This is a genomic window from Arthrobacter sp. 9E16 (genome assembly GCF_002929435.1).
Lineage (GTDB): Bacteria > Actinomycetota > Actinomycetes > Actinomycetales > Micrococcaceae > Arthrobacter_B > Arthrobacter_B sunyaminii.
Map to the genome: position 1 here is coordinate 1,052,376 of NZ_PJIU01000002.1, position 21,175 is coordinate 1,073,550.

Annotated in this window: 17 protein-coding genes; 8 read left to right on the top strand and 9 right to left on the bottom strand. The window is 65.0% G+C overall.

Annotated elements, in window-relative coordinates; all coding sequences use genetic code 11:
- The first annotated feature begins 23 nt into the window (after positions 1 to 23).
- Together CXR00_RS11665 and CXR00_RS11670 are read left to right on the top strand one after the other, a co-directional pair.
- A complete protein-coding gene (locus CXR00_RS11665; RefSeq protein ID WP_104054632.1) occupies positions 24 to 1,112 on the top strand; it encodes a hypothetical protein in 1,089 nt (362 codons plus the stop codon).
- Between the two features lie 9 nt (positions 1,113 to 1,121).
- Entirely contained in the window at positions 1,122 to 1,598 is a 477-nt protein-coding gene (locus CXR00_RS11670; protein ID WP_104054633.1) for an SRPBCC domain-containing protein, read from the top strand.
- 160 nt (positions 1,599 to 1,758) lie between these two features.
- Here CXR00_RS11670 and CXR00_RS11675 read toward each other — a convergent pair whose 3' ends face one another.
- Positions 1,759 to 2,370 carry a TetR/AcrR family transcriptional regulator gene (locus CXR00_RS11675; RefSeq protein ID WP_104054634.1) on the bottom strand — a complete coding sequence of 204 codons (612 nt, stop codon included), beginning with the start codon at positions 2,368 to 2,370 and terminating at the stop codon, positions 1,759 to 1,761.
- A 129-nt stretch (positions 2,371 to 2,499) separates the two neighbouring features.
- Between CXR00_RS11675 and CXR00_RS11680 the strand changes: the two genes are divergently transcribed.
- The 3 genes from CXR00_RS11680 to CXR00_RS11690 all read left to right on the top strand — a co-directional run bounded on the left by CXR00_RS11680 (position 2,500) and on the right by CXR00_RS11690 (position 4,901).
- The gene (locus CXR00_RS11680; RefSeq protein WP_104054635.1) at positions 2,500 to 3,528 is read left to right on the top strand and encodes an NAD(P)-dependent alcohol dehydrogenase; all 1,029 of its coding nucleotides are present in this window, start codon (positions 2,500 to 2,502) and stop codon (positions 3,526 to 3,528) included.
- A gap of 105 nt (positions 3,529 to 3,633) precedes the next feature.
- Positions 3,634 to 4,338, top strand: coding sequence for a metal-dependent transcriptional regulator (locus CXR00_RS11685; protein ID WP_104054636.1), 705 nt, complete (start codon positions 3,634 to 3,636; stop codon positions 4,336 to 4,338).
- A gap of 2 nt (positions 4,339 to 4,340) precedes the next feature.
- Entirely contained in the window at positions 4,341 to 4,901 is a 561-nt protein-coding gene (locus CXR00_RS11690; RefSeq protein ID WP_104054637.1) for a hypothetical protein, read from the top strand.
- On the opposite strand, the gene CXR00_RS11695 is transcribed toward CXR00_RS11690, so the two are convergent.
- Genes CXR00_RS11695 through CXR00_RS11710 form a run of 4 tightly spaced genes read right to left on the bottom strand, consistent with a single transcriptional unit; the run spans position 4,898 to position 12,106 of the window.
- Positions 4,898 to 5,893, bottom strand: a complete 996-nt coding sequence (locus tag CXR00_RS11695) for a GNAT family N-acetyltransferase (RefSeq protein ID WP_237686794.1) — start codon at positions 5,891 to 5,893, stop codon at positions 4,898 to 4,900. The genes CXR00_RS11690 and CXR00_RS11695 overlap by 4 nt on opposite strands.
- 34 nt (positions 5,894 to 5,927) lie before the next feature.
- A complete protein-coding gene (gene cydD, locus CXR00_RS18045; protein WP_146068489.1) occupies positions 5,928 to 9,413 on the bottom strand; it encodes a thiol reductant ABC exporter subunit CydD in 3,486 nt (1,161 codons plus the stop codon).
- Positions 9,410 to 10,429 carry a cytochrome d ubiquinol oxidase subunit II gene (gene cydB / locus CXR00_RS11705; protein WP_104054638.1) on the bottom strand — a complete coding sequence of 340 codons (1,020 nt, stop codon included), beginning with the start codon at positions 10,427 to 10,429 and terminating at the stop codon, positions 9,410 to 9,412. Before cydB ends, cydD begins: the two co-directional genes overlap by 4 nt.
- An 18-nt stretch (positions 10,430 to 10,447) precedes the next feature.
- Positions 10,448 to 12,106, bottom strand: coding sequence for a cytochrome ubiquinol oxidase subunit I (locus CXR00_RS11710; RefSeq protein WP_104054639.1), 1,659 nt, complete (start codon positions 12,104 to 12,106; stop codon positions 10,448 to 10,450).
- A gap of 219 nt (positions 12,107 to 12,325) precedes the next feature.
- On the opposite strand from CXR00_RS11710, the gene CXR00_RS11715 reads away from it, so the two are divergent.
- Both CXR00_RS11715 and CXR00_RS11720 read left to right on the top strand, forming a co-directional pair.
- A complete protein-coding gene (locus tag CXR00_RS11715; RefSeq protein ID WP_104054640.1) occupies positions 12,326 to 12,703 on the top strand; it encodes a BlaI/MecI/CopY family transcriptional regulator in 378 nt (125 codons plus the stop codon).
- Positions 12,704 to 12,732: 29 nt separating this feature from the next.
- Entirely contained in the window at positions 12,733 to 13,701 is a 969-nt protein-coding gene (locus tag CXR00_RS11720) for a M56 family metallopeptidase (RefSeq protein ID WP_104054641.1), read from the top strand.
- Between the two features lie 67 nt (positions 13,702 to 13,768).
- Here CXR00_RS11720 and CXR00_RS11725 read toward each other — a convergent pair whose 3' ends face one another.
- Positions 13,769 to 15,880 (bottom strand): type IIA DNA topoisomerase subunit B, encoded by a 2,112-nt coding sequence (locus tag CXR00_RS11725; RefSeq protein ID WP_104054642.1) that lies wholly within the window; start codon positions 15,878 to 15,880, stop codon positions 13,769 to 13,771.
- Between the two features lie 253 nt (positions 15,881 to 16,133).
- On the opposite strand from CXR00_RS11725, the gene CXR00_RS11730 reads away from it, so the two are divergent.
- Complete coding sequence (locus tag CXR00_RS11730; RefSeq protein WP_104054643.1) at positions 16,134 to 16,358, top strand: hypothetical protein; 225 nt, start codon at positions 16,134 to 16,136, stop codon at positions 16,356 to 16,358.
- Positions 16,359 to 16,534: 176 nt separating this feature from the next.
- On the opposite strand, the gene CXR00_RS11735 is transcribed toward CXR00_RS11730, so the two are convergent.
- From CXR00_RS11735 to CXR00_RS11745, 3 genes are all read right to left on the bottom strand, one after another.
- Positions 16,535 to 17,824 carry an RNA polymerase sigma factor gene (locus tag CXR00_RS11735; RefSeq protein ID WP_104054644.1) on the bottom strand — a complete coding sequence of 430 codons (1,290 nt, stop codon included), beginning with the start codon at positions 17,822 to 17,824 and terminating at the stop codon, positions 16,535 to 16,537.
- Between the two features lie 344 nt (positions 17,825 to 18,168).
- A complete protein-coding gene (locus tag CXR00_RS11740; protein WP_104054645.1) occupies positions 18,169 to 19,659 on the bottom strand; it encodes a DUF4192 domain-containing protein in 1,491 nt (496 codons plus the stop codon).
- A 116-nt stretch (positions 19,660 to 19,775) separates the two neighbouring features.
- On the bottom strand, positions 19,776 to 21,161 hold the full coding sequence (locus tag CXR00_RS11745) for a nitrate/nitrite transporter (protein ID WP_104054646.1): 1,386 nt from the start codon (positions 21,159 to 21,161) through the stop codon (positions 19,776 to 19,778).
- Between the last annotated feature and the right edge of the window lie 14 nt (positions 21,162 to 21,175).

The following is a 21,175-nucleotide window of genomic DNA, read 5'->3' on the forward strand; positions in this document are numbered from 1 at the left end:
AACGCTCGTGCAAGGATAAGCCGATGAACGCCGAGACCGAACCGCTCCTCGCCGGCCCCCGGGGCCGCCGCCTATGCCTCGAGCTCGCGATGGAAGTGAATCCGGACGTCAGCCTTTCTGTGTTTCGGCTGGGGTACGAGCTCGATCCCGGAAAGGGAACCTCCCGGATGCTGTTCGGCCTGATGACGCCCGAGGAAACCAATGACGACGACGCGCGCCCGCCTGCCGTTGGCTCGTCCGGTGATCTGGCTGCCCGCCTTGCCACCCTTGATCTGTCCCGCGTTACCGACGAGTTGGTTCAGCCGGCCCTTGAGCGCTCAGTGGACGCTGCCCGGTATTGGCAGCCTCCGGAGGGCGAGGATGTTCTGGCGTCGATGCCAATCATCAGGAAAGCACTCGTTCCTCTTGCCGCCCGGGTGATGGCCACGCCCTCGATGCAGCGGAGCACGGAGGCCCGCCGGATGGAGCAGTGGGCCATCGACTGGCGCGGCCCCGATGATCCGGCGCCGCTGGACCGGGATCCGCAGCCGAAATTGGCACAGTGGGGGCGGAACATACGTGCCGATGAGATGCGGTGGAGGGCAAAGGCCTACGCCTTGGACTCGAATATGTCGGGTGACTGGTGGTCCATCCCTCCGAGGCTTGTCGGCACGGTCGGCAGGATCCCCGCCGGACTGAACCTCATCGAGGATCCCCTGGGATGGGAGGACGCCACCACCATTGCAGTCCGCGGCGCCGGCAGGACATATGAAATACGAACCGGGGACGACTGGACAGCCCTATGCCGCAAATTCCCGCTGGAGGTGACGGCGTCCCGCCGCAACGTCTGGTTCCAGGTCACGGGACGGGACGGCCGATGGCTGATCCCGGACTGGGAGCGGGTAGCCGGGGAATGGGACGCCGTCCACCTGAGCATCCTGGGATATCTCAGCACAGCGGGGCGGGTGCAACACATCGATGAAGAATGGGCTTCCCTGATCGCAGGCTGGGATCCGGACCGGACCATCTGGCTGACCGATGCTGTCCGTGAAATTGACAGACCCCGGCAGTACTGGCACCGCGCACAGCACGGCGAAGCGTGGACGCTGGTGCGCCGGGACGGCGTGAGTTAGGCTCCGGCCATGCCTCTGACCAGACGATCGATCGATGCCGTGGCCGGGCGCGTCTCCGTGTGTTGGTCCCTGCCGGCTGCCTCGGACCGCGTTTGGTGGGGACTGACTTCTCCGGACGCGCTTCCGCACTGGATAGGAACCGTGACCACCGGAGAAATGACTGTTGGAGCCGTGGTAACCATCCGGCACGCCGAGGACTATTCCTGCACCAGCGAGATTCTGGGCTGCGGGCCGGAGGCATGGCTGGCCTTGACCTGGAAGTTCCCCGATGAACCCCTGTCGCAACTGCGCATCAAGTTGGCACCGGAGGGCGGCGCCACACAACTGGACTTAATTCATGAGGGGCTCGAAGACGAGGCCCCCGGCTATCTTTCCGGTTGGCAGACACATCTGTTCTACCTCGAACATCTGCTCCAGGGCCGTCCTCTGCCCATGGAGGAATTCTGGCAGGTGCATGAACGGCTGGACGATACCAGGAAGGTTTAGTTTTGGCAGGGCCGGGTAATGCTGCACCGGGACCGGGCACCCGCAACACGTAAGGTGGAGGCGCGGGTACCAGTTCTGAACCATTCCCGGTTCGCTCAACGGTCCAAGTTGCCACACCGCCTCTCGGTGCGAAAGTGCAGATCGAAACGGCTGTAGCCCTCTAGTGCACCGCTGATCCGCCCCGGCCGGCTCCAGCTACGTTTGCCGGCGCGAAGGTTCTGTGGACGATTCTGGTTAATACGTCGCGTCGGCGTTGATGTTCGGCGGGTGCGTCGGCCGACGTCGCAGTGAACGTTGTGCTGGCAGGAGACCAGGTCATTGAGATTGCGACAACCGTAGTCAGCACCTCGAACGGGGTGAAGTACTTGTCGATATAGCCGGCGTTCTGGGCGTCTGCGATATTGGCGAGCTTGTCCGAATCGAGCCGGTCAGCGTCGGCGGTCAGGTGCCCGGCCGGACGCCGCTCCAGGCGGGCCCAGGTCGCCAAGCGGACCAGTTCGGGGTGCTCGAGATATTCGTTGTAAAGCCGCACCGCATATCCCGGAAGATCTTTTCCGTCTATCGGAACGGCATTGACGATGCCGTCAAGGGCTGCACTGAAAACTCTTTCAAACAAGGCCTCCTTGCTGCCGTAGAACGCGTAGAGCTGGGCCTTGTTTGCCTGAGCGTTGGCCGCGATCCTGTCCACCCGGGCGCCGGCAATCCCGTATGCCGCGAACTCCTCGCTTGCGGCAGCGAGTAGGCGTTCGCGGGTAGCGTCTCCTGGCTTCATCCATCCACCCTAACAAACTAGTTGGTTGTCTTTTTTCCGCACACGGCGTAGTGTCGCCGAATCAAGTAACTAACCAGTTTGTTTTTGAGGCGCCCGCCAACAGCAGTTCCCACCGGAAAGAAGATTCCCATGCGGAAAACCACGGCACTCACCGCTGCAGCCAACCAGCCCCTGGCAGTCGAGACCATTCAACGGCGGGACCTCCGCAGCAACGACGTCGCCATCGATGTGACCTTCTGCGGGGTCTGTCACTCCGACCTCAACGAGATACACCGCCCCGGAAACAAGCCACTGGTGGCAGGCCACGAATTCGTCGGCACTGTCACGGAAACAGGACCGGACGTTACCAGGTTCCGTCTTGGGGATTCAGTTGCAGTCGGCAATATCGTGGATTCATGCGGCAGTTGCACCATGTGCACCGCCGGCCAGGAGAACTACTGCGAGCAATTCCCCACTCTGACGTACGGCGGCACCGATCGGATTGACGGGTCCACAACCCAGGGCGGATTCGCTCGCGAATACATTGCCACTGAAAAGTTCGTCTATCCGCTCCCCGAAAACCTCGACCCCGCTGGAGTCGCCCCGCTCATGTGCGCCGGGATCACGGTATGGGAGCCCCTTGTCCGCTGGAACGCAGGACCAGGCATGACCGTAGGAATCGTTGGCCTCGGAGGCCTTGGGCACCTCGCCGTGAAGTTCGCCCACGCACTCGGCGCCCACGTCGTCCTGTTCACCACATCCCGGGAAAAAGCCTCCGGCGCCAAACAACTGGGGGCCGATGAGGTTGTCGTATCGAAAGATTCAGCCGCTATGCAGGCCCAGTCAAACCGCTTTGACCTCATTCTTGACACGGCCTCCGCTCCTCACGACCTCACCCCTTATCTTCGCGCCCTCAGACTTGACGGAACACTCTGCGCACTCGGCGCGCTCGGATCCATGGAGTTCGATCCATTGGCGTTGCTCATCGGCAGAAAGAGTATTGCCTCTGCCGGCAGCGGCGGGATCGCCGGGACACAGGCCATGCTCGATTTCTGCAGCCGCCATGGAATCACCGCAGATGTGGAAGTACTGCCGGCACGGGACGTCAACACTGCCCTCGCCAGACTCGAACTCAATGACGTCCGGTTCCGCTTCGCCTTGGATATGAAGGAATTGTGAGCCGGGAACCCCGGCGCGGAGTGAACGGTGCACCGGGTACGCGTGAAGACTGACCCGCGGCAGGTGCCGCCCGCCGATCCGGACCGCAACACGTAAGGTAAAGGGGTGGGTACCAATTCGCTTTCAGCCGCATCCGAGGACTATCTCAAGGTCATCTGGACCGCTCAGGAATGGACCGACGAACCGGTAACGATTTCCGCACTGTCCGCGCACGTGGGAAATTCGCCGTCGTCGGTCTCCGAAGCCGTGAAAAAGCTGACGGCCCAGGGATTGCTGACCCACGCACGCTACGGATCCATCGCCCTGACGGAGGCGGGAACCCGCGAAGCGGTTGCGATGGTGCGCCGGCACCGGCTGATCGAGACGTTCCTCGTGGAGTACCTGAGCTACGGCTGGGACGAGGTCCACGACGAAGCCGAGCATTTGGAACACGCGGTCTCCGACAAGATGGTGAATGCCCTGGACCGGAGGCTTGGTTACCCCGTCCGTGATCCACACGGAGATCCCATTCCAACGCGGGACGGCAGCTTTCCGCCGCTGGCCGCCGTCCGGCTCAGCAGCTGCGAGCCCGGGAGCGTGGTAACCATCGCCCGGGTTTCGGACAACGACCCGGAGCTGCTGCGGTATCTGGCCGGGCTGGGACTGCATTTGGACGTGCAGGTCCGCGTGCTCTCGCGCCAGGCCTACGCCGGAACCCTGACGGTGACAGTGGGCGGGGAACAGCTGGAACTGGGTCTTCCCGCTGCCCAGTCCATCTGGGTGCTGCGGGCACCCGGCACAGAGCCGCCCGGGACTGCCCCCGAGGCTTAGGGATGAACGACGCCGCGGTTCAGCTGTGGTGGCTGCCGGTTGGCGCCGGCGGGCACGTCGTCGTCCATACCAGCAGGTGGTGGGAACGCTTCCACGCTCTCATGGAGCACCGGCCGGAGCAGGCCTTGTTTCACAGTGCCCTCATAGTGGTTCGAGCCACCGGGGAGTGGGTCATCGAGATGGCTCCGGCCTGGGGGCAGCGCAATCCGTCACGGGGCGTAGTGGCCAGCGGGCCGGTGGGTCTGCGCTTTTTGGGACGCTTCCGGCTGTTTCGCTACGAGGTCCGCTGCTGGCCCCAGGGAGTACTTCCCGACCGGCAGTACGCTGTGGCGAGCCCGGTGGTCTTTCCGCTGACCGATGCCGCAGCGGCCGGACTGCTGGCTCGTGCTGCGGCTGTGCCGTCCCATATCTGGGGGCGCCGGATCAACGGTTCCACGGATATGTGGAACTCCAACTCCCTCACTTCCTGGCTGCTGCAGGAAGCAGGATTGGACGCCGCCGGCATCAGTCCCCCGCAGGGCGGGACGGCACCCGGGTGGGCCGCAGGTATTGCTGCATCCTAGGGAAGCACGTGCAGGTCGAAGAACACCTCGCGGAAGGTGGGCGTATAGCCCAGGCTTTCGTAAAGCCCCAGGGCACCGGACGGATTTTCCGTGTCCACGCCCAGGCCGGCACGCTCCATGCCCGACGCCTTGTACCGGCGCATCGCTTCGCCCAGCATGGCCGGCGCCAGTCCCAGGCCCCGGTAGCTGCGGCGCACACCCAGCAGCTCGGTGTAGCCCTCGCTGTAGCCGTTGAGCTTTTCGCCCTCCGGATCAAAGGAGGCAATGTTATAGCCGGCAATTTCCCCGGCGGCAGTATCCATGACCACAAAGGTCCAGTCCGCACGGAAATGCGGGTGTTCCACGTTGTGCTGCCAGCGCTCGGGATCCCGTTCCTCACTGCCCCAGTGATCCTGGAACACTTCATTGTGCGCAACGCGCAGTGCTTCGGAAATATCCTCGTTGAAGGTCACATATTCCAGGCCGTCCGGCAGCTTGGTGTCCGGGATATCCGCGTCGAGCGGTCGGCTCATCTCCGTAAAGTAGCGCACCACTGACGCATTGGCGGCATGGAACAGAGCTACATGCGAGGCGTTGTCCTCCTCTGCCATAAAGCGCAGCAGACCCTTTTCATGTCCGGTTTCCAGGAGCCGTTCACGGGCACGCTGCTGCTGCCAGCGCAGCAGGGCAGTGCCGACGCCGCGCCTGCGCCATTGCGGGTCCACTCCCCCGGCACCGTGGATTTTGTCCGACCCTTCGGTCCGGACCAGGTATCCGTAGGCCCGCGGGACGCCGTTGCGGTCAAGTCCCAGCAGGGTGTCCCGGGCCGGGTTGTCCGCACTGGCAGCCAAAACGTGTTCGAGGTCCGCACGCTGTTGGACATATCCCGGCTTGTCCGCTGCAGCGATGCGCCGGACCAGCTCCAGCCAGGCATCAACGTCTTCGGCCGTGATGGCACGCCAGCGCAGGCCCGTAACGGGGCCGGGGATTTCCGGAGGTGTTGAAATGCTCATTTTTCCACCCTATGACACGTGCACCGGGGACTTCCTAGGAGTGTGACGCGGCACATACCGGCTGTCCCAGCACAATTCGGCGCTGGCACCAGGCGGCATCGGCGGGGTTGTGGGTCACTACCACCACTGATTTGCCGCGCAGCCCGGCCGCCAAATCGGCCATCAGCTGCTCACCCGCTTCCGCGTCCAGGTGGGCCGTGGGCTCGTCCAGTAGTACGACGTCGGCTTCCGTCAGCAGCGCGCGCGCCACGGCAAGGCGCTGACGCTGCCCGCCGGACAGGAAGTGTCCGCCGCCGCCCACACGGGTGTCCAGTCCCTCCGGAAGCCCGGCGAGGAACGGACCCAGGCCGACGGCGTGAAGGGCCGCAACCATCTCCGCTTCCGTGGGTGCGAGCCGCCGGTCGCGGGCCAGCAGCAGGTTGCCGCGCAGGGTGGAATCGAACAAGTGGGCTTCCTGCGGGCACCAGGCCATCCGCCGTGCAGCCGGCGGCAATGTCGCAGCGGCCCGGCCGTTGATGAGGAAAGATCCCTCCTGCGGGGTGAGGAAGCCCAGCAGGACACCGAGCAGGGTGGACTTCCCGCTGCCGGAGGGCCCGGTCACGGCCAGCCAGCTGCCCCGGCGCAGGTCCAGGTCCAGGTCCTCGAACACCGGGGTCTCTTCCCCTGGATAGGTGTAGCTGATGCCGCGCAGCTCAACGGTTTCCACAGCGGGGACCGGCGCTCCGTCCGCGGAATCCGTGTCCGTGTCCGGGTCCGGGTCCGGGTCCGGCTCCACGGTGTCGGTTCCCAGGTCCGGCAGCACCTTGTCGCCCAGGGTCCGCCAGGCGAAGAACTGCTGGATGGAGCCGTTGACGGCCACGAAGGCTTCGATCAGCGCCAGCTGCATCAGCACGACGACGGCGGCCACCGCCGCCGGGATGTTCCCGGCCACGGTCAGCACGTAGAGGGCCCCCAGCGAGCAGGCCAGGGCGGTGAGCGCATTGGCCAGGCCCTGCGCCCATGCGCTGCGGCGCACTGCGGCCGAAGCCCGTGCGTCGAGCTCCTGCTGGCGGGCAAACACCGGTGCGGCGCTGCTGTTGGCTTCCAGATCCGATGCTGCGTCAAGCAACCGCGCCATGGCCGCCATGGACCGCGACTGCAGCCGCACGGTTGCGGCGCGGGCTGCGGCGTCGGCGCCCACGGCCACAAGCGGTGCGATCACCAGGCCCACCACGCACACCAGGATCTGCACGCCCAGCGCTTCGGGCAACAGCAGACCTGTGGCGATACACGCGGCGACGGCGGTGAAGAAGCCGGTCAGCGGTGCAAAGACAACGCGCGGTGCGATGTCCCGCAGCTCATCGACATCCCCCACCAGCCGTTCCAGCGCCCCTCCGCCGCGGGCCAGCCGCCGCCATCCCTCGGGCCGCTGCAGCAGTCCGTTCCACAGGCGGATGCGGATGGCGTTGGTGGCGCGGAAGACGGCGTCGTGCAGGCGCAGCCGCTCGAGGTACCGCAGCACGGCGCGGCCGATGCCGAAGAACCGCACCCCAACAATGGCGGTGAGCAGCAGCATGATCGGCGGCTGTTCGTTGGCCCGGACAATCAGCCAGCCGGACAGCGACGTGAGCGACACCGCGAAGAGGGTCGCCCCGGTACCCAGGAGCAGGGCCAGCAGGAACTGGGGGCTCCAGGGCCGCAGCACCAGCAGGTTCTTCCAAAGCGGCTGATGCACGGGATGGGATTCGGTCTCCGCCAGCTCGTCCTGCCAGCGCACATCGGTATGTTCTGCGCCGGGCCCAGCACCGCCGTCAGCGGGGAACCCCGGAGCTTCGCCGGCCGGCAGGGCCGGGGCGGCTGCCTGCGGGGATGCAGCCGGGAGATGTGCGGCGGCAAGACCGGTTTCACCGGGCAACCCGGTATCCACGGGAATCAGTGTGTCGGCAATGGCGGCGGCTGCCCGGTCGTGGGCTACCAGCAGGACAGTGACGGTTCCGCGCAGGTTCTTCAGGGCACGGATGACCGCGGCGGCGCTGGCCGCGTCCAGATGAGCCGTGGGTTCATCCGCCAGCAGCACGCGCACCTGCGGCTGGCAGGCAATGCGGGCCAGTGCGCGGGCAACGGCCACGCGGCGCTGCTCGCCAGGGCTCAGGTCCGCGGTGCGGGTTTCCAGCAGGTGCAGTGCGCCGATAGCGGCGAGCGCACTTGCCGCAGCCTGCCGCCCTTCCTCCCCCGGTCCGAGGCCGGAGTAGAGGGCGATCTCTTCCGCGGCGGTGTCTTCCACCAGCACCGGATGCTGCGGGATCCAGGCAATGCCGGCGCGGTCGACGCCGGTTACGGAACCTTCCAGCGAGGTGTCGCCGCCGTTGCGGCGCAGTCCGGCGAGGGTTTCCAGGACGGATGTCTTGCCGCTTCCGCTGGATCCGGTGAGGGCTGCGATGCTGCCGGCGGGCACCTCGAAGCTGAGGCCGGACACCGCCGGCCGGGGCCGGCCGGCATACCGGATGGTCAGCCCAACGACAGACAGCGGAGGTCCGGACAATGTTTGCGGACCGGAGGACGTGCCGGCACCCGTGCCGGTAGCAGCCACCGGCACGAGCGGAGCGGCGACCGGGGCATCGAGCACGGCGTTGGTGCGCTTGAGTGCCTCCAGCCCGTCTTCGCTGGCGTGGTGGGCCGTGCCCAGGTCACGCAGCGGCTGATAACACTCCGGAGCCAGGATCAGGGCGAGCAGGCCCAGTTCCAGGGACATGGAACCGTTGACCAGGCGTACGCCGATCACTACGGCCACCAGTGCCACCGAGATGGTGGCAATCAGTTCCAGTGCCAGCGCGGACAGGAACGCGATTCGAAGGGTTTCCAGTGTGCGGATGCGGTAGTTCTCGGCTACATCGCGCAATACCCTGGTCTGGGCCTTCGCGCGCCCCAGTCCGACGAGCACGGGCAGTCCCTTGGCCAGCTCCAGCATGTTGTCCGAGAGCCGGTTGAGCGCATCCACTGCGGCGGCGGTCTTGTCTCCGGTGTGCAGGCCGATCAGGATCATGAACACCGGAACCAGCGGTACGGTCAGGACCACCACCACCGCGCTGAGCCAGTCCGCGGAGAGGATGCGCAGGCCCACCAGCAGGGGTACGACGGCGCAGGTCACCAGGGCGGGCAGGTACTTGGCGTAGTAGTTGTCGAGTCCGTCCAGTCCCCGGGTGATCAGCACGCTCAGCGCGCCGGACCCCATGCCGGGAACGTTGCCGCCGTCGTCGAGCGCGCGCTTGGTCAGGGAGGCACGCAGCTCTTCCTTAACTCCTGCCGCAGCCCGCTGGGATACCGTCTCGGTGCCCCATACCGCCAGTGAGCGCAGCACCGCTCCGGCGATGCCGTTGGCGAACACCCAGCGCCAGTCGGGACCGCCGGCGGCAAGCCCGGCCACTCCGGCAGCCACACCCGTGGCGAGGAGCACCAGGCCCGCCGCCTTAATGGCGGCCAGCAGGCCGAGCAGGTACAGTGCCCGCCGGCTGGCGGCACTGACCGGAAGCACCGGTTTCACTGAGCGGTCACCGAGTGGGCAGCGGGGATGGAGTCAGCGGTGATGCGCTTGCGGAAGACCCAGTAGGTCCAGCCCTGGTAGAGCACCACCAGGGGCAGGCCGAAGAGGGAGACCCAGGAGATAACGGTCAGCGTGTAATCGGAGGAGGACGCGTTGTTCACGGTCAGGCTCCACTCAGGGTTCAGGGTGGAGGGCAGCACGTTCGGGTAGAGCGAGGCGAAGATCGTGAACACGCCCGCCACCAGGAACAGGCCGATCCAGATGAAGCTCCAGCCTTCCCTGCCGCGCCGCGCCGCGGCCCATGCGAGCACCACGGCCACCACCGCGATGACCAGCGGAATCAGGGTCAGCGCCTTGCCGTTCTGCTGCTGCACCACAATCGCCCAGGCGGCCATCGGAAGAACACCCAGGGGCAGCCAGCGAACGACGGCGCGCCTGGCGCGCATTTCAATGTCGCCGCGGGACTTCAGTGCCAGGAAGGCACAGGCGTGGACCAGGCAGAAGGCAACGACGGCGAATCCGCCCAGGACGGCATAGCCGTTGAACCAGGCGAACGCTCCGCCCACCCGGTCGCCGTTCTCATTCAGCGGCAGTCCGGTGGTGGTCAGTGCCAGGGCAGCGCCCACACCGAAGGCGGAGACGAAGGAGCCCAGGGCCATGGCCCAGTCCCAGCGGCTGCGCCAGCGGTCGTCGTTGTGCTTGCCGCGGTACTCGATGGAGACCGCCCGGAAGATCAGTCCCAGCAGGACCAGCACGAGCGGGATGTACAGCGCCGAGAAGAGCGCCGCGTACCAGAGCGGGAAGGTGGCAAACGTCATGGCGCCGGCAGTAATCAGCCACACCTCGTTGCCGTCCCAGACCGGTCCGATGGTGTTCAGCATGACCCGGCGGTCCTTCTCGCTGCGGCCCATCAGCTTCATGAGCATGCCGACGCCGAGATCGAAGCCCTCCAGGAAGAGATAGCCGGTCCAGAGGAAGGCCAGCACAATGAACCAAAGGGTGGGTAGCGAAATCACTTCTGTGCTCCAGATCGCTTAGTAGGCAAAGCCGAGGACGTCATCGGGCTGCTTGGTCTTGGCTCCGGTTCCGCCGGAGCCGCCGGTGTCGCTGCCGTCGCTGCCGCTGCCGTCGTCACCGCCGGCGGAATCCATGCCGCCGGAGGAACCGCCGTCGTGCCCGCTGCTGCTGAGCAGCTCCGGCATGGCGGACGGAACGCCGCCGCGGGTGAACTTGAACAGCAGCCGCACTTCCACCACCAGCAGCGCCAGGTAGACCAGCGCGAAGCAGGCCAGGGAGAAGATCATCTCGGCCCTGGAGACACCGGGTGAGACCGCCGCCGCGGTGAACATAAACACCTGGTCGATGCCGGTGAAGCTCGGGTTGGGTGCGACCACAAAGGGCTGGCGTCCCATCTCGGTGAAGATCCAGCCTGCGCTGTTGGCGCCAAAGGGGGCCAGGATGCCGAACACGGCCAGGCGCATCAGCCACTTGGACTGCGGGACCGTGCCCTTGCGGGTGATCCACAGAGCGAAAGCAGCCGCAGCGGCCGCAATGCCGCCGAAACCGATCATGATGCGGAAGCCCCAGTAGGTGACGGACATGACCGGCAGGTAGTCAATCTCGGTGCCGGCCTGCGCACCGTACTTGGGATCATCCGGGATGTGCGTGCCGTAGGCCTCCTGATACTCCGGGATCAGGGTGTTGACGCCCTTGACCTCAGTGTCGAAGTTGTTGTTGGCCAGGAAGGACAGCAGGCCGGGAACTTCGATCACGGCCTTGACATCGTCGCAGTTCTTGGCGCCTACGTCGCCGACCGAGAGGATCGAGAAGGACGTTCCGTCGTGGCAGGCGGCCTCGGCCGCTGCCATTTTCATGGGCTGCTGGTCGAACATGAGCTTGCCCTGCAGGTCGCCGGTAATCGCGGTGCCTGCGAAGGACACCATGGCCACCACTGCCCCGATGCGCAGCGACTTGATCCAGACGCTGTGGTCTGCCTTGTCGCGGCCGGTTTCCGGCCGCTCACCGATGTTCACGGTGCCGTCCTCGTTGACGGTGTCAATGCCGTCGCGGCGCCGCTTCCACAAGTGGTACCAGGCAATGCCGAGCAGGAATCCGCCGGCCACCGAGAGAGCGGCAGTGATCTGGTGCGGGAAGGCCACCAGCAGGGTGTTGTTGGTCAGGACGGCCCAGATGTCATTGAGCACGGGGCGGCCGTCCACCATTTCCACACCGACGGGGTGCTGCATCCAGGAGTTCGCAGCCAGGATGAAGTAGGCGGACAGAACCGAAGCCAGCACTGCAATCCACAGGCAGGCCAGGTGCAGCTTTTTGGACAATCTTCCCCAGCCGAAGATCCACAGTCCCAGGAACACGGACTCGGTGAAGAAGGCCAGCAGAGATTCCAGCGCCAGCGGGGCGCCGAACACGTCGCCCACGAAGCGGCTGTACTCACTCCAAGCCATGCCGAACTGGAATTCCTGAACCAGACCGGTTGCTATGCCCATGATGAAGTTGATGAGGAAGAGCTTTCCCCAGAACTTGGTCATGCGCAGGTATTCGTCTTTGCCCGTGCGGACCCACATGGTCTGCAGGGTTGCCACTACCAGCCCCAGGCCAATCGTCAGCGGCACCATGAGGAAGTGGTAGACGGTGGTGATGCCGAACTGCCAACGGGCAATATCGAGTGCTTCCACGGGAGGATTCCTTCAGTCGAACCAGATTTCTACAGAGCGTAGAAGATCATTCTGTTTCTGATCGTAGATGAGTTCGAAAAAGATTTCTACGCGATGTAGAACCGATCACAAAAAACCTGTAGATTGGGGAACCGGACCTCTTCCCTGCGGGGTATTGACCGGAGTGAACAGGCTCCGGCGGAGGTTCGAGACTATTAATGCTGAAGGACAGGAACACAGATGGCTACCCTCGGTGAGTTGGAACGGGCAACAATGGACCTCCTCTGGGAGTCACCGGAGGCCGCCACGGCAAACGAACTGCGTGAACTGCTGGCTCAGGCCAACCCTGCCGCGGGCACCGGAGACGGCAGGGGCCTTGCGGTCACCACCATCCTCACGGTCCTCTCCCGGCTGGAAAAAAAGGGACTGGTGGAGCGTGAGCGCAACATCCGCCCGCACCGGTACCGCGCCATTACGTCCAAGGCCGAACATACAGCTGAGCTGATGCATGAAGTCCTCGGTTCAGTAAATGACCGCGAGGCCGTGCTGGCCCGCTTTGTCGGCTCCGTCTCGGCGACCGAGGCGGAAACCCTCCGCCGCCTGCTCGGCGGCGTCTGACCGGGTAGCGGCTACTCCTCTCCGCCGCAATGTTTTGGGCCTCGTATCTGTTGGCCGCGCTTGCCCTCGTGCTGGCGTGGCCTGTTCCTATTGCCCTTTCGCGCGCCAAATGGCCGGCCCGGTCCCCGTTCACTGCGATGGTGCTGTGGCAGGCCATCGCTCTGGCCGGCGGCCTGTCGATGATCGGCGCCATGCTGACCTGGGGCCTTGAGCCCCTCGGCAACAACCTGATTGACGCGCTGCGCAGCCTCTGGGGCATCCTGGTGCACCGCGAGCCAGCCACCACGCTGGGCCTGGTGCATGTCTTTGCGCTCAGTGCCGCAGTGTTGCTCAGCGCCCACCTGATCTTCACCCTCCTGCTGACCTATTACCGGATCCGCCGCGGCCGGCGCAGGCACCGGGACATGCTGTCCCTGCTGAGTTCCCCTTCAGACACCCGTCCGGCCACCGTGGTCATCAACCACCCCGTACCGGTGGCGTACTGCCTTCCGGGGGGCGCACGTTCGGTCACTGTCCTTTCGGACGGGCTTCTCGAGATGCTCTCGGATGATGAGCTCTCCGCCGTCCTTATCCATGAGAAAGCCCATCTCGCCCAGCACCACCATTTGCTGCTGTGGGCGTTTGCCGCCTGGCGCGCCGCACTGCCGTGGCTGCCCACCTCCCAGTTGGCCCAACAGTCCGTCAACGAGCTCATCGAGATGCTGGCTGATGACGAAGCATTGCGCACGGTGCAGCCGGGCACATTGATTCGGGCCGTGGCGATTGTGGGAACCGGCGGCGCGGCGCCTGCGGAAAACCTGGCCGTTGCCGAGATTCGGGGCACGCCGCTGCTGGGCAGCCCCGACGAGCCGGAGAAAATCGGCACGGTTCACCGGCTGAGCAGGTTGCTGACGCCCCTGCCGCCGCTGCCGGCCTGGCAGCGGGCCGCGGTACTCATTCTGTCCGGCCTGCTGCTTGCCGTTCCCACCACGCTGCTGGTGGCGCCGGGCGTCGTCTAGGCGGCAGCCCGGGCTCTGAGCCGGGGCAAGGCTGGTTCCGCAGCCCGCCCCGGGGAACCGACCGCGCTTATGCGTCGATGCGGTCGCGGTCCAGCATGGCCGCTCCCGCAATGATGAAGTCCTTGCGCGGAGCCACCTCACTGCCCATCAGCAGCTCAAACGCGCGTTCGGCGTCGGCTGCCTGGTCGATGCGCACGCGGCGCAGTGTCCGGTGCCGCGGATCCATGGTGGTTTCCGCCAGCTGGTCAGCATCCATCTCACCCAGACCCTTGTACCGCTGGATGGGCTCCTTGTAGTTCTTGCCTTCCTTCTGCAGCTTGGCCAGCAGCTGGTGCAGCTCCTTTTCCGAGTAGGTGTAGATCATCTCGTTGGCCTTGGACCCGTGGTTGATGACCTCCACGCGGTGCAGCGGCGGCACAGCGGCGTATACGCGGCCCGCCTCGACCAGAGGCCGCATATAGCGGAAGAACAGGGTCAGCAGCAGGGTGCGGATGTGTGCTCCGTCGACGTCGGCGTCGGTCATGAAAATGACCTTGCCGTAACGTGCGGCGTCCAGCTGGAAACTCCGTCCGGACCCTGCCCCCACCACCTGGATCAGGGCCGCGCACTCGGCGTTGGAGAGCATGTCCGCAACGGAGGCCTTCTGCACGTTCAGGATCTTGCCGCGGATTGGCAACAGCGCCTGGTAGTCCGAAGACCGGGCAAGTTTGGCCGTGCCCAGTGCGCTGTCACCTTCGACAATGAACAGTTCCGAACGCTCACTGTCATCAATCCGGCAATCCGCCAGCTTCGCCGGCATGGAGGAGGTTTCCAGGGCGTTCTTCCGGCGCTGGGTTTCCTTGTGCACGCGGGCGGAGATGCGGGATTTCATCTCCGAAACGACCTTTTCCAGCAGCAGGGCCGACTGTGCCTTGTCCTGCCGGGCGCTGGAATTCAACCGCGCCGTAATTTCCTTGTCCACCACCTTGGCGACGATGGCGCGGACCGCAGACGTGCCAAGGATTTCCTTGGTCTGTCCTTCGAACTGCGGCTCGGCAAGCCGCACCGTCAGGACGGCAGTCAGCCCGGCGAAGACATCATCCTTCTCGATCTTGTCGTTGCCGGCCTTGAGCTTGCGGGCGTTGGCCTCGATGACCTTGCGGAAGGTCTTCAGCAGGGCCTGCTCAAACCCGGCCTGGTGAGTTCCGCCCTTGGGCGTAGCAATGATGTTCACGAAGCTGCGGATATTCGTTTCATAGCCGATGCCCCAGCGCAGCGCGATATCGACCTCGCATTCCCGCTCCACCTCGGCGATTTTGCTGTGCCCGGAATCATCCAGTACGGGAACTGATTCCTTGAACTTGCCGCTGCCCTGCAGGCGCCAGATGTCGGTGACCGGTGCGTCCGCTGCCAGGTATTCCACAAACTCCGTGATGCCGCCGTCGTGCTGGAAGACTTCCTCCACCGGGCCGGCCTCGCCGGGGGTTCCGGGCAGGCGGCGCTCGTCGCGCAGGGTAATCCTCAGTCCGGGAACCAGGAAAGATGTCTGGCGGGCCCGGGCCTGCAGTTCCGTGTAGGAGAATTTGGCGTCCGGGGTGAAGATCTGGCGGTCCGCCCAATAGCGGATCCGGGTTCCGGTCACGCCGCGCTTGGCCTTGCCCACCACCTCCAGTTTGGAGCTCTCCAGGAAGGGTGAGAATTTGGCATCGGGGCTCGGAGACTTGCCCGTGTCTGCAAAATGGCCGGGCTCGCCGCGCCGGAAGTTCATCTGGTAAACCTTGCCGGCGCGGTCCACCTGCACGTCCAGACGGGCGGACAAGGCGTTGACCACCGAAGCGCCGACACCGTGCAGGCCTCCGGAGGCGGCGTAGGAACCGCCGCCGAACTTGCCTCCGGCATGAAGCTTAGTGAAGACCACTTCCACACCGGACAGGCCGGTCTTGGGCTCGATGTCCACCGGGATGCCTCGGCCGTCATCATGGATCTCCACGGAGCCGTCCGGGTGCAGGATGACCTTGATGCTCTGGCCGTAGCCGGCCAGGGCCTCGTCCACGGAGTTGTCGATGATCTCCCAGAGACAGTGCATGAGCCCGCGGGAATCGGTGGACCCGATGTACATGCCGGGACGCTTCCGCACAGCTTCGAGCCCTTCCAGGACGGAAAGGTGGCGGGCGTTGTACTCAGTGTTCGGGGGCGCCACGTGTTTGAAACTCCTCAGGCTTTGAAACCGTTGGCCGGCAGATCGCCGATCCAGCTGCGTACCCGGATTAAACCGGGCTACTACCAAGGTTAAGGCCCGCCGGTGACACTGTCCGCCAGCGACTCAGCATCGGTGAATTTCCTCACAAGAGGACATGAGATTGGTACGCGCAGAGCGAAAGACCCGCCAATGCGCGAAGAACCGGCGCGTAAAGATGGTTATATGAAGTATCAACACCCCCAAGGAGGCTTTCATGACAGCAGCAGTAGCTACTCGTGAACTGAATACGCTGGACCGCTGCGACCGCTGCGGCGCGCAGGCGTACGTACGTGCGGTACTTGAATCCTCGGGTGGAGAGCTGCTCTTCTGCGGACACCATGCACGGGCGGTGGAGGCAAACCTTCGCCCCCTGACCTCGGAATGGCAGGATGAAACGTCCCGCCTGATGAAGAAGGCAGAAGCAGTCCCCGCAGACTAGACCGCACTTCAGACGCAGCCGGCAAACCCCGGCAGCGCGTACAGCTTGGAAGGCTCCTCCCGCCCGGCGGGAGGAGCCTTTTCCATGAGTGCATCCGGTACCGGCAGATTCGGGCTAAATGCAGAACGCCCCCGGTCCGCTTCGGCGGATCGGGGGCGTTCTGGTATTTGGCTTGATTAGTCCAGGTAGTCGCGCAGCACCTGGGAACGGGACGGGTGGCGCAGCTTCGACATGGTCTTGGACTCGATCTGGCGGATCCGCTCACGGGTAACCCCGTAAACCTTTCCAATCTCATCCAGTGTCTTGGGCTGGCCGTCGGTCAAACCGAAGCGCATCGCCACCACGCCGGCTTCACGCTCGGAGAGAGTGTCCAGCACCGAGTGCAGCTGCTCCTGCAGCAGGGTGAAGCTCACGGCATCAGCCGGAACCACGGCCTCGGAGTCCTCAATGAGGTCGCCGAATTCGGAGTCGCCGTCTTCACCGAGCGGGGTGTGCAGGGAGATCGGCTCGCGGCCGTACTTCTGCACTTCCACAACCTTTTCAGGGGTCATGTCCAGCTCGAGGGCCAGTTCTTCCGGCGCGGGCTCGCGGCCCAGGTCCTGAAGCATCTGGCGCTGCACGCGGGCCAACTTGTTGATGACCTCGACCATGTGCACCGGGATGCGAATGGTGCGGGCCTGGTCGGCCATCGCGCGGGTAATGGCCTGGCGGATCCACCAGGTGGCGTACGTGGAGAACTTGAAGCCCTTGGTGTAGTCGAACTTCTCGACTGCGCGGATCAGGCCCAGGTTTCCTTCCTGGATGAGGTCCAGGAACAGCATGCCGCGGCCGGTGTAGCGCTTGGCCAGCGAGACCACGAGGCGGAGGTTGGCTTCCAGCAGGTGGTTCTTGGCACGCTTGCCGTCGTGAACGATGAACTCAAGCTCCCGCTTGAGCTTGGGGTCCATGTTGGGATCTGCTGCGAGCTTCTCTTCAGCGAAGAGGCCGGCTTCGATGCGAAGGGCGAGATCCACTTCCTGCTCAGCATTCAGCAGGGCAACCTTGCCGATCTGCTTCAGGTAGTCCTTGACCGGATCCGCTGTTGCCCCGGCGGAGACAACCTGCTGGGCAGGGGCGTCATCATCGTCGGCATCTGAGTAGACAAAGCCCGAGCCTGTAGGCGCTGCTTCCGGAGCGTCTGCAGCATCAGTCTCCGGCTCAGCGGGATCCGCGTCGCTGTGCGACTCTTCCTCTTCCGCTGCGGCGGCGGCCTTTGCGGCCTTGGCTGATTTGGCGGGGGTCTTGCGGCCGGCTGCAGCGGTAGCTGACTTGGCAGCAGCTGGCTTGCGCGCTGCGGCCTTGCGGACGGTCTTTACCGCGGTCTTATCGCCGGCGGCGGCATCTATCGGAGCCTGGGCTTCGTCTACGGCAGTGCGCTTGCTTGCAGTGTCAGTCTCTTCGACTGCAGTTGTCTTTCTCGGCGACACAGAAAACCTTTCATACGGCGGGCTGTGGAATCGCCATTGGGGGCAACACCACTATGACCCTGTCAAGTCCGTGCTTGTTTTCAAGCGATCCCACCAGCAGCGGTGCTCTCATGAAGAACACATCTGCCGTGGTTTCTGTTCCCTGTACAACAGTCCTTGGGAACAAGAAGCGACACTTGATACACGAACCCGACCGGGTCTCGGTTCCCATTGTCTCATGATTTCCTGCTGCCGACAGCATGACCGGCCCCTTTGCCCGGCTGTACGGCTGCACGGCACAGGGGCTCCCCCAGCTATCGGGTGAGCCTTGCTGCCGGAGCACAGCCAACAAGCAACGCCCCGCCTTATCTCCGGGCAGCACCCGGAGAGCGCTCCGCTGCCTTCCAAGCCGTCCCCTGGTTTGTCGCCCATACCGGGAATACGCCGGTGGCCAGCAGTTCTTCGAGCAGCTCCGCGAGCCGGTAGCCGGGATTCGATTCCAAACAACGGGTCAGGAGCACCTGCGCCCTGGACCCCCTCCCCCGGGCCCATTCGATCCAGCCCATCAGACTCAGCAGGGCTGAAGAAGCTTCCCTATCCTCTTCGCCTTCCGCGGCATCGGCCGCCAGGAGTTCAGCAAAAACAGCGAATGCCGCGTCCATGGCACCCCACCGCGGTGACTGTGGATATTGGCCCACCAGCACATCACGGTAGTCTCGTCCCGCGTCTTGGGGGCGCTTGCGGGGCAGCTCATGGGATGACCCCGCAATGACTCTCCCCCCTCTGCCGGGTGCCTGTCCGGATCCACGGCGGGATGCCCCGGCGCCTGCCGTGTCCCGGCCATCCGTCTGCGCAGCCGCGTCCGGGGACGGCGGCAATAGGGGGCGAGCGCCGTCCACCGAAAGGAGGCGGCAGGCTTCGGCCCCTGCAAGTGCCTGGTCTTTCCCCAGAGCCGCCATCACCAGGAGAGTGTCCCGCACCGGCCGGGCACGCAGGCTGGCCAGGAGGAAGCCTGCTGTCTCCGGGGCCGTCCGCAGCAGCGCAAATCCCCGTGCGGGTTCACCAGAGGGTGCGGGTTCACCAGAGAGCGGCTCACCGGAACCTCCCTGGTACCGGCCCCGGGTGGTTTCGGGCCCCGCCGGATTACCCTCGCCTGCCAGCCCCGCCTGCCCCGCCGCCGCCTCCGAACCCTCAATCACCGTCTCCCAGACATCCAGGGTTCCTGCGAACTGCGAAGATCCGCACCAGTGTCCCGCCAGCCGGCGCCCGTAAGCGGCACGGTGTACGGCAGCAACCGCACCGGGTTCGCCCCAGGGCTCGGGAAGATCCAGAGCCACGGCCTGCTCCAGTGTTGGCGCGTAGGCGCTGCCGCGGTACACCATTTCCGCACTCAGCGTGCTGTTGGTGATGTCCTGCAGCGGGCGGCCCGGCCAGGGACAACAGCCGCTGTCTGAACAGAAATACTCCCGCCAGGCAGTGGAGGAGATTACCCACCCGTCCCGGATGGGCAGCCCGTTGCCGGTAAGGCACCGGCTGAGCTGATGGATGAGCCTTCGGTAGGGAGGAGCATCCGGCCGTTTCCATGCCCGGTCCGTATAAAGGGCCATCAGCACGCCGTTTGCGCAAACATCAGAGCGGAGAATGCCACTGACCTTGGCCGCAAACTCCGAGTAATCCAGTGCTGAAGCCGGCAGGTCCAGACGCAGTGTTGCACCTAATCTGGAGGAGTCCACGGTCATGAGGACCAGCGATTCCTTCGGAGTAAAACCGAGGCTGTGCGGAATGTAGGCCAGGATGTCCGCCGGTCCGCTGACGGGAAACGGATCCCTGGGCCGCCGGCTGCGTGAGTTCGTCATGGTCCGAGGTTCCCTGTTCGGACGCCGGACAGGGAACGAAGGGGCCTGCGTTGTGGACGAATGCGAGTGCCGGACGCCGTTTTCCCTGCGGTGGAGGAACAGCCGTGCGGCTCCGGTCAGCCGGCGTCCGTACCCTCCCGGGACCCGGACGCCCCCTGTTCCTGCCGGACAGCCTGCCGTACCCCGCGCTCGGATTGTTTCCGCTGACGCTCACGGGCGATGGCCTGCCGCAGCGAAGGCAGCTTGAGTCCGTCGTCGGCCATCCGTGCACGCACGCGTGCCCGGGTGCGGAGAATTCCGGCCACCCCCACGGCCATCACCAGCAGCTGGACTGCCAGCGCAATGCGGAAGGACTCCAGGGCATACAGGTCTCCCCCGCTGAAGCCGCGGGCATTCAGGATGTCCAGCACCACTCCTATGAGGTACATGGAAATCAGGGAGGCAATGAACCCGCCCACGTTGACGATGCCTGTGGCCGTTCCCAGCCGGTGGCCGGGGTTGTAGGTACGGGCAAAATCGAACCCGATCATCGAGCCCGGTCCGCCGATGGCCAGGACCGCCACCAGCAGCGCCAGCAGCCACATCGGCGCCGGACCCGGATAGAGCAGCACGGCCAGCCAGGCACTGGCCATGGCAGCGGCAATGAGGAGGACCATGGTGGAACGGCGGAGCGGATGGCGGCCCACCCAGGAACCCAGCCAGGGTCCGCAGATGATCGCCACCACCACGAAGAGCGTCATCAGCGCAGACGCCCAGGACGATTCCAGTCCCTCTGCGCTGACCAGATAGGGGAATCCCCACATCAGGATGAAAACTGTGCCGGGGAACTGGATAGTGAAGTGCGTCCACATTCCCAGCCGGGTGCCGGGCTGCCGCCACGCTTCAGCCAGCGATGTGGCGCTCTGGCGCAGGGGAAGAAGCACCGGGCGCGGCACCCCGGCAGGCCGGTTGCGGACAAAGACCAGGGTGAGGACCAGGATCAGCACGGACAGGGAAGCAGCCGACACAAACGCCGTGCTCCACCCGAACCGGTGCAGGACAAAGGCGAAGGGGACGGCACTGGCGATTTGTCCCAGCTGTCCGATGATGCCGGTCCACTGGGTCAGGACCGGAATGGAACGGCCGCTGAACCAGGCCGGCAGCAGGCGCAGGACACTAATGAAGGTCAGCGCATCACCGGCCCCCACCAAAGAACGGCCGAGAATACCCGCCCCGACGGAATCCGCCGCGGCCAGCTGCAGCTGTCCGGCCACCATGAGGGCCGCTCCCGCCGCTATCAGGAGACGGGGACCGAACCGGTCCACCAGCACGCCCACCGGAATCTGCAGCGCGGCGTACACCAGCAGCTGCACCACCGTAAAGACCGAGAGGATGGATGCCGTGGCCTCGAACCGGGCGGTGGCTTCCAGGCCGGCAACGCCGAAAGTGGTGCGCTGCGTGACCGCGGCCAAATAGGCCAGGACACTGATACCCCAGACGAACCAGGCGCGCGTTGAATTCATTTGCGCACCGCCAG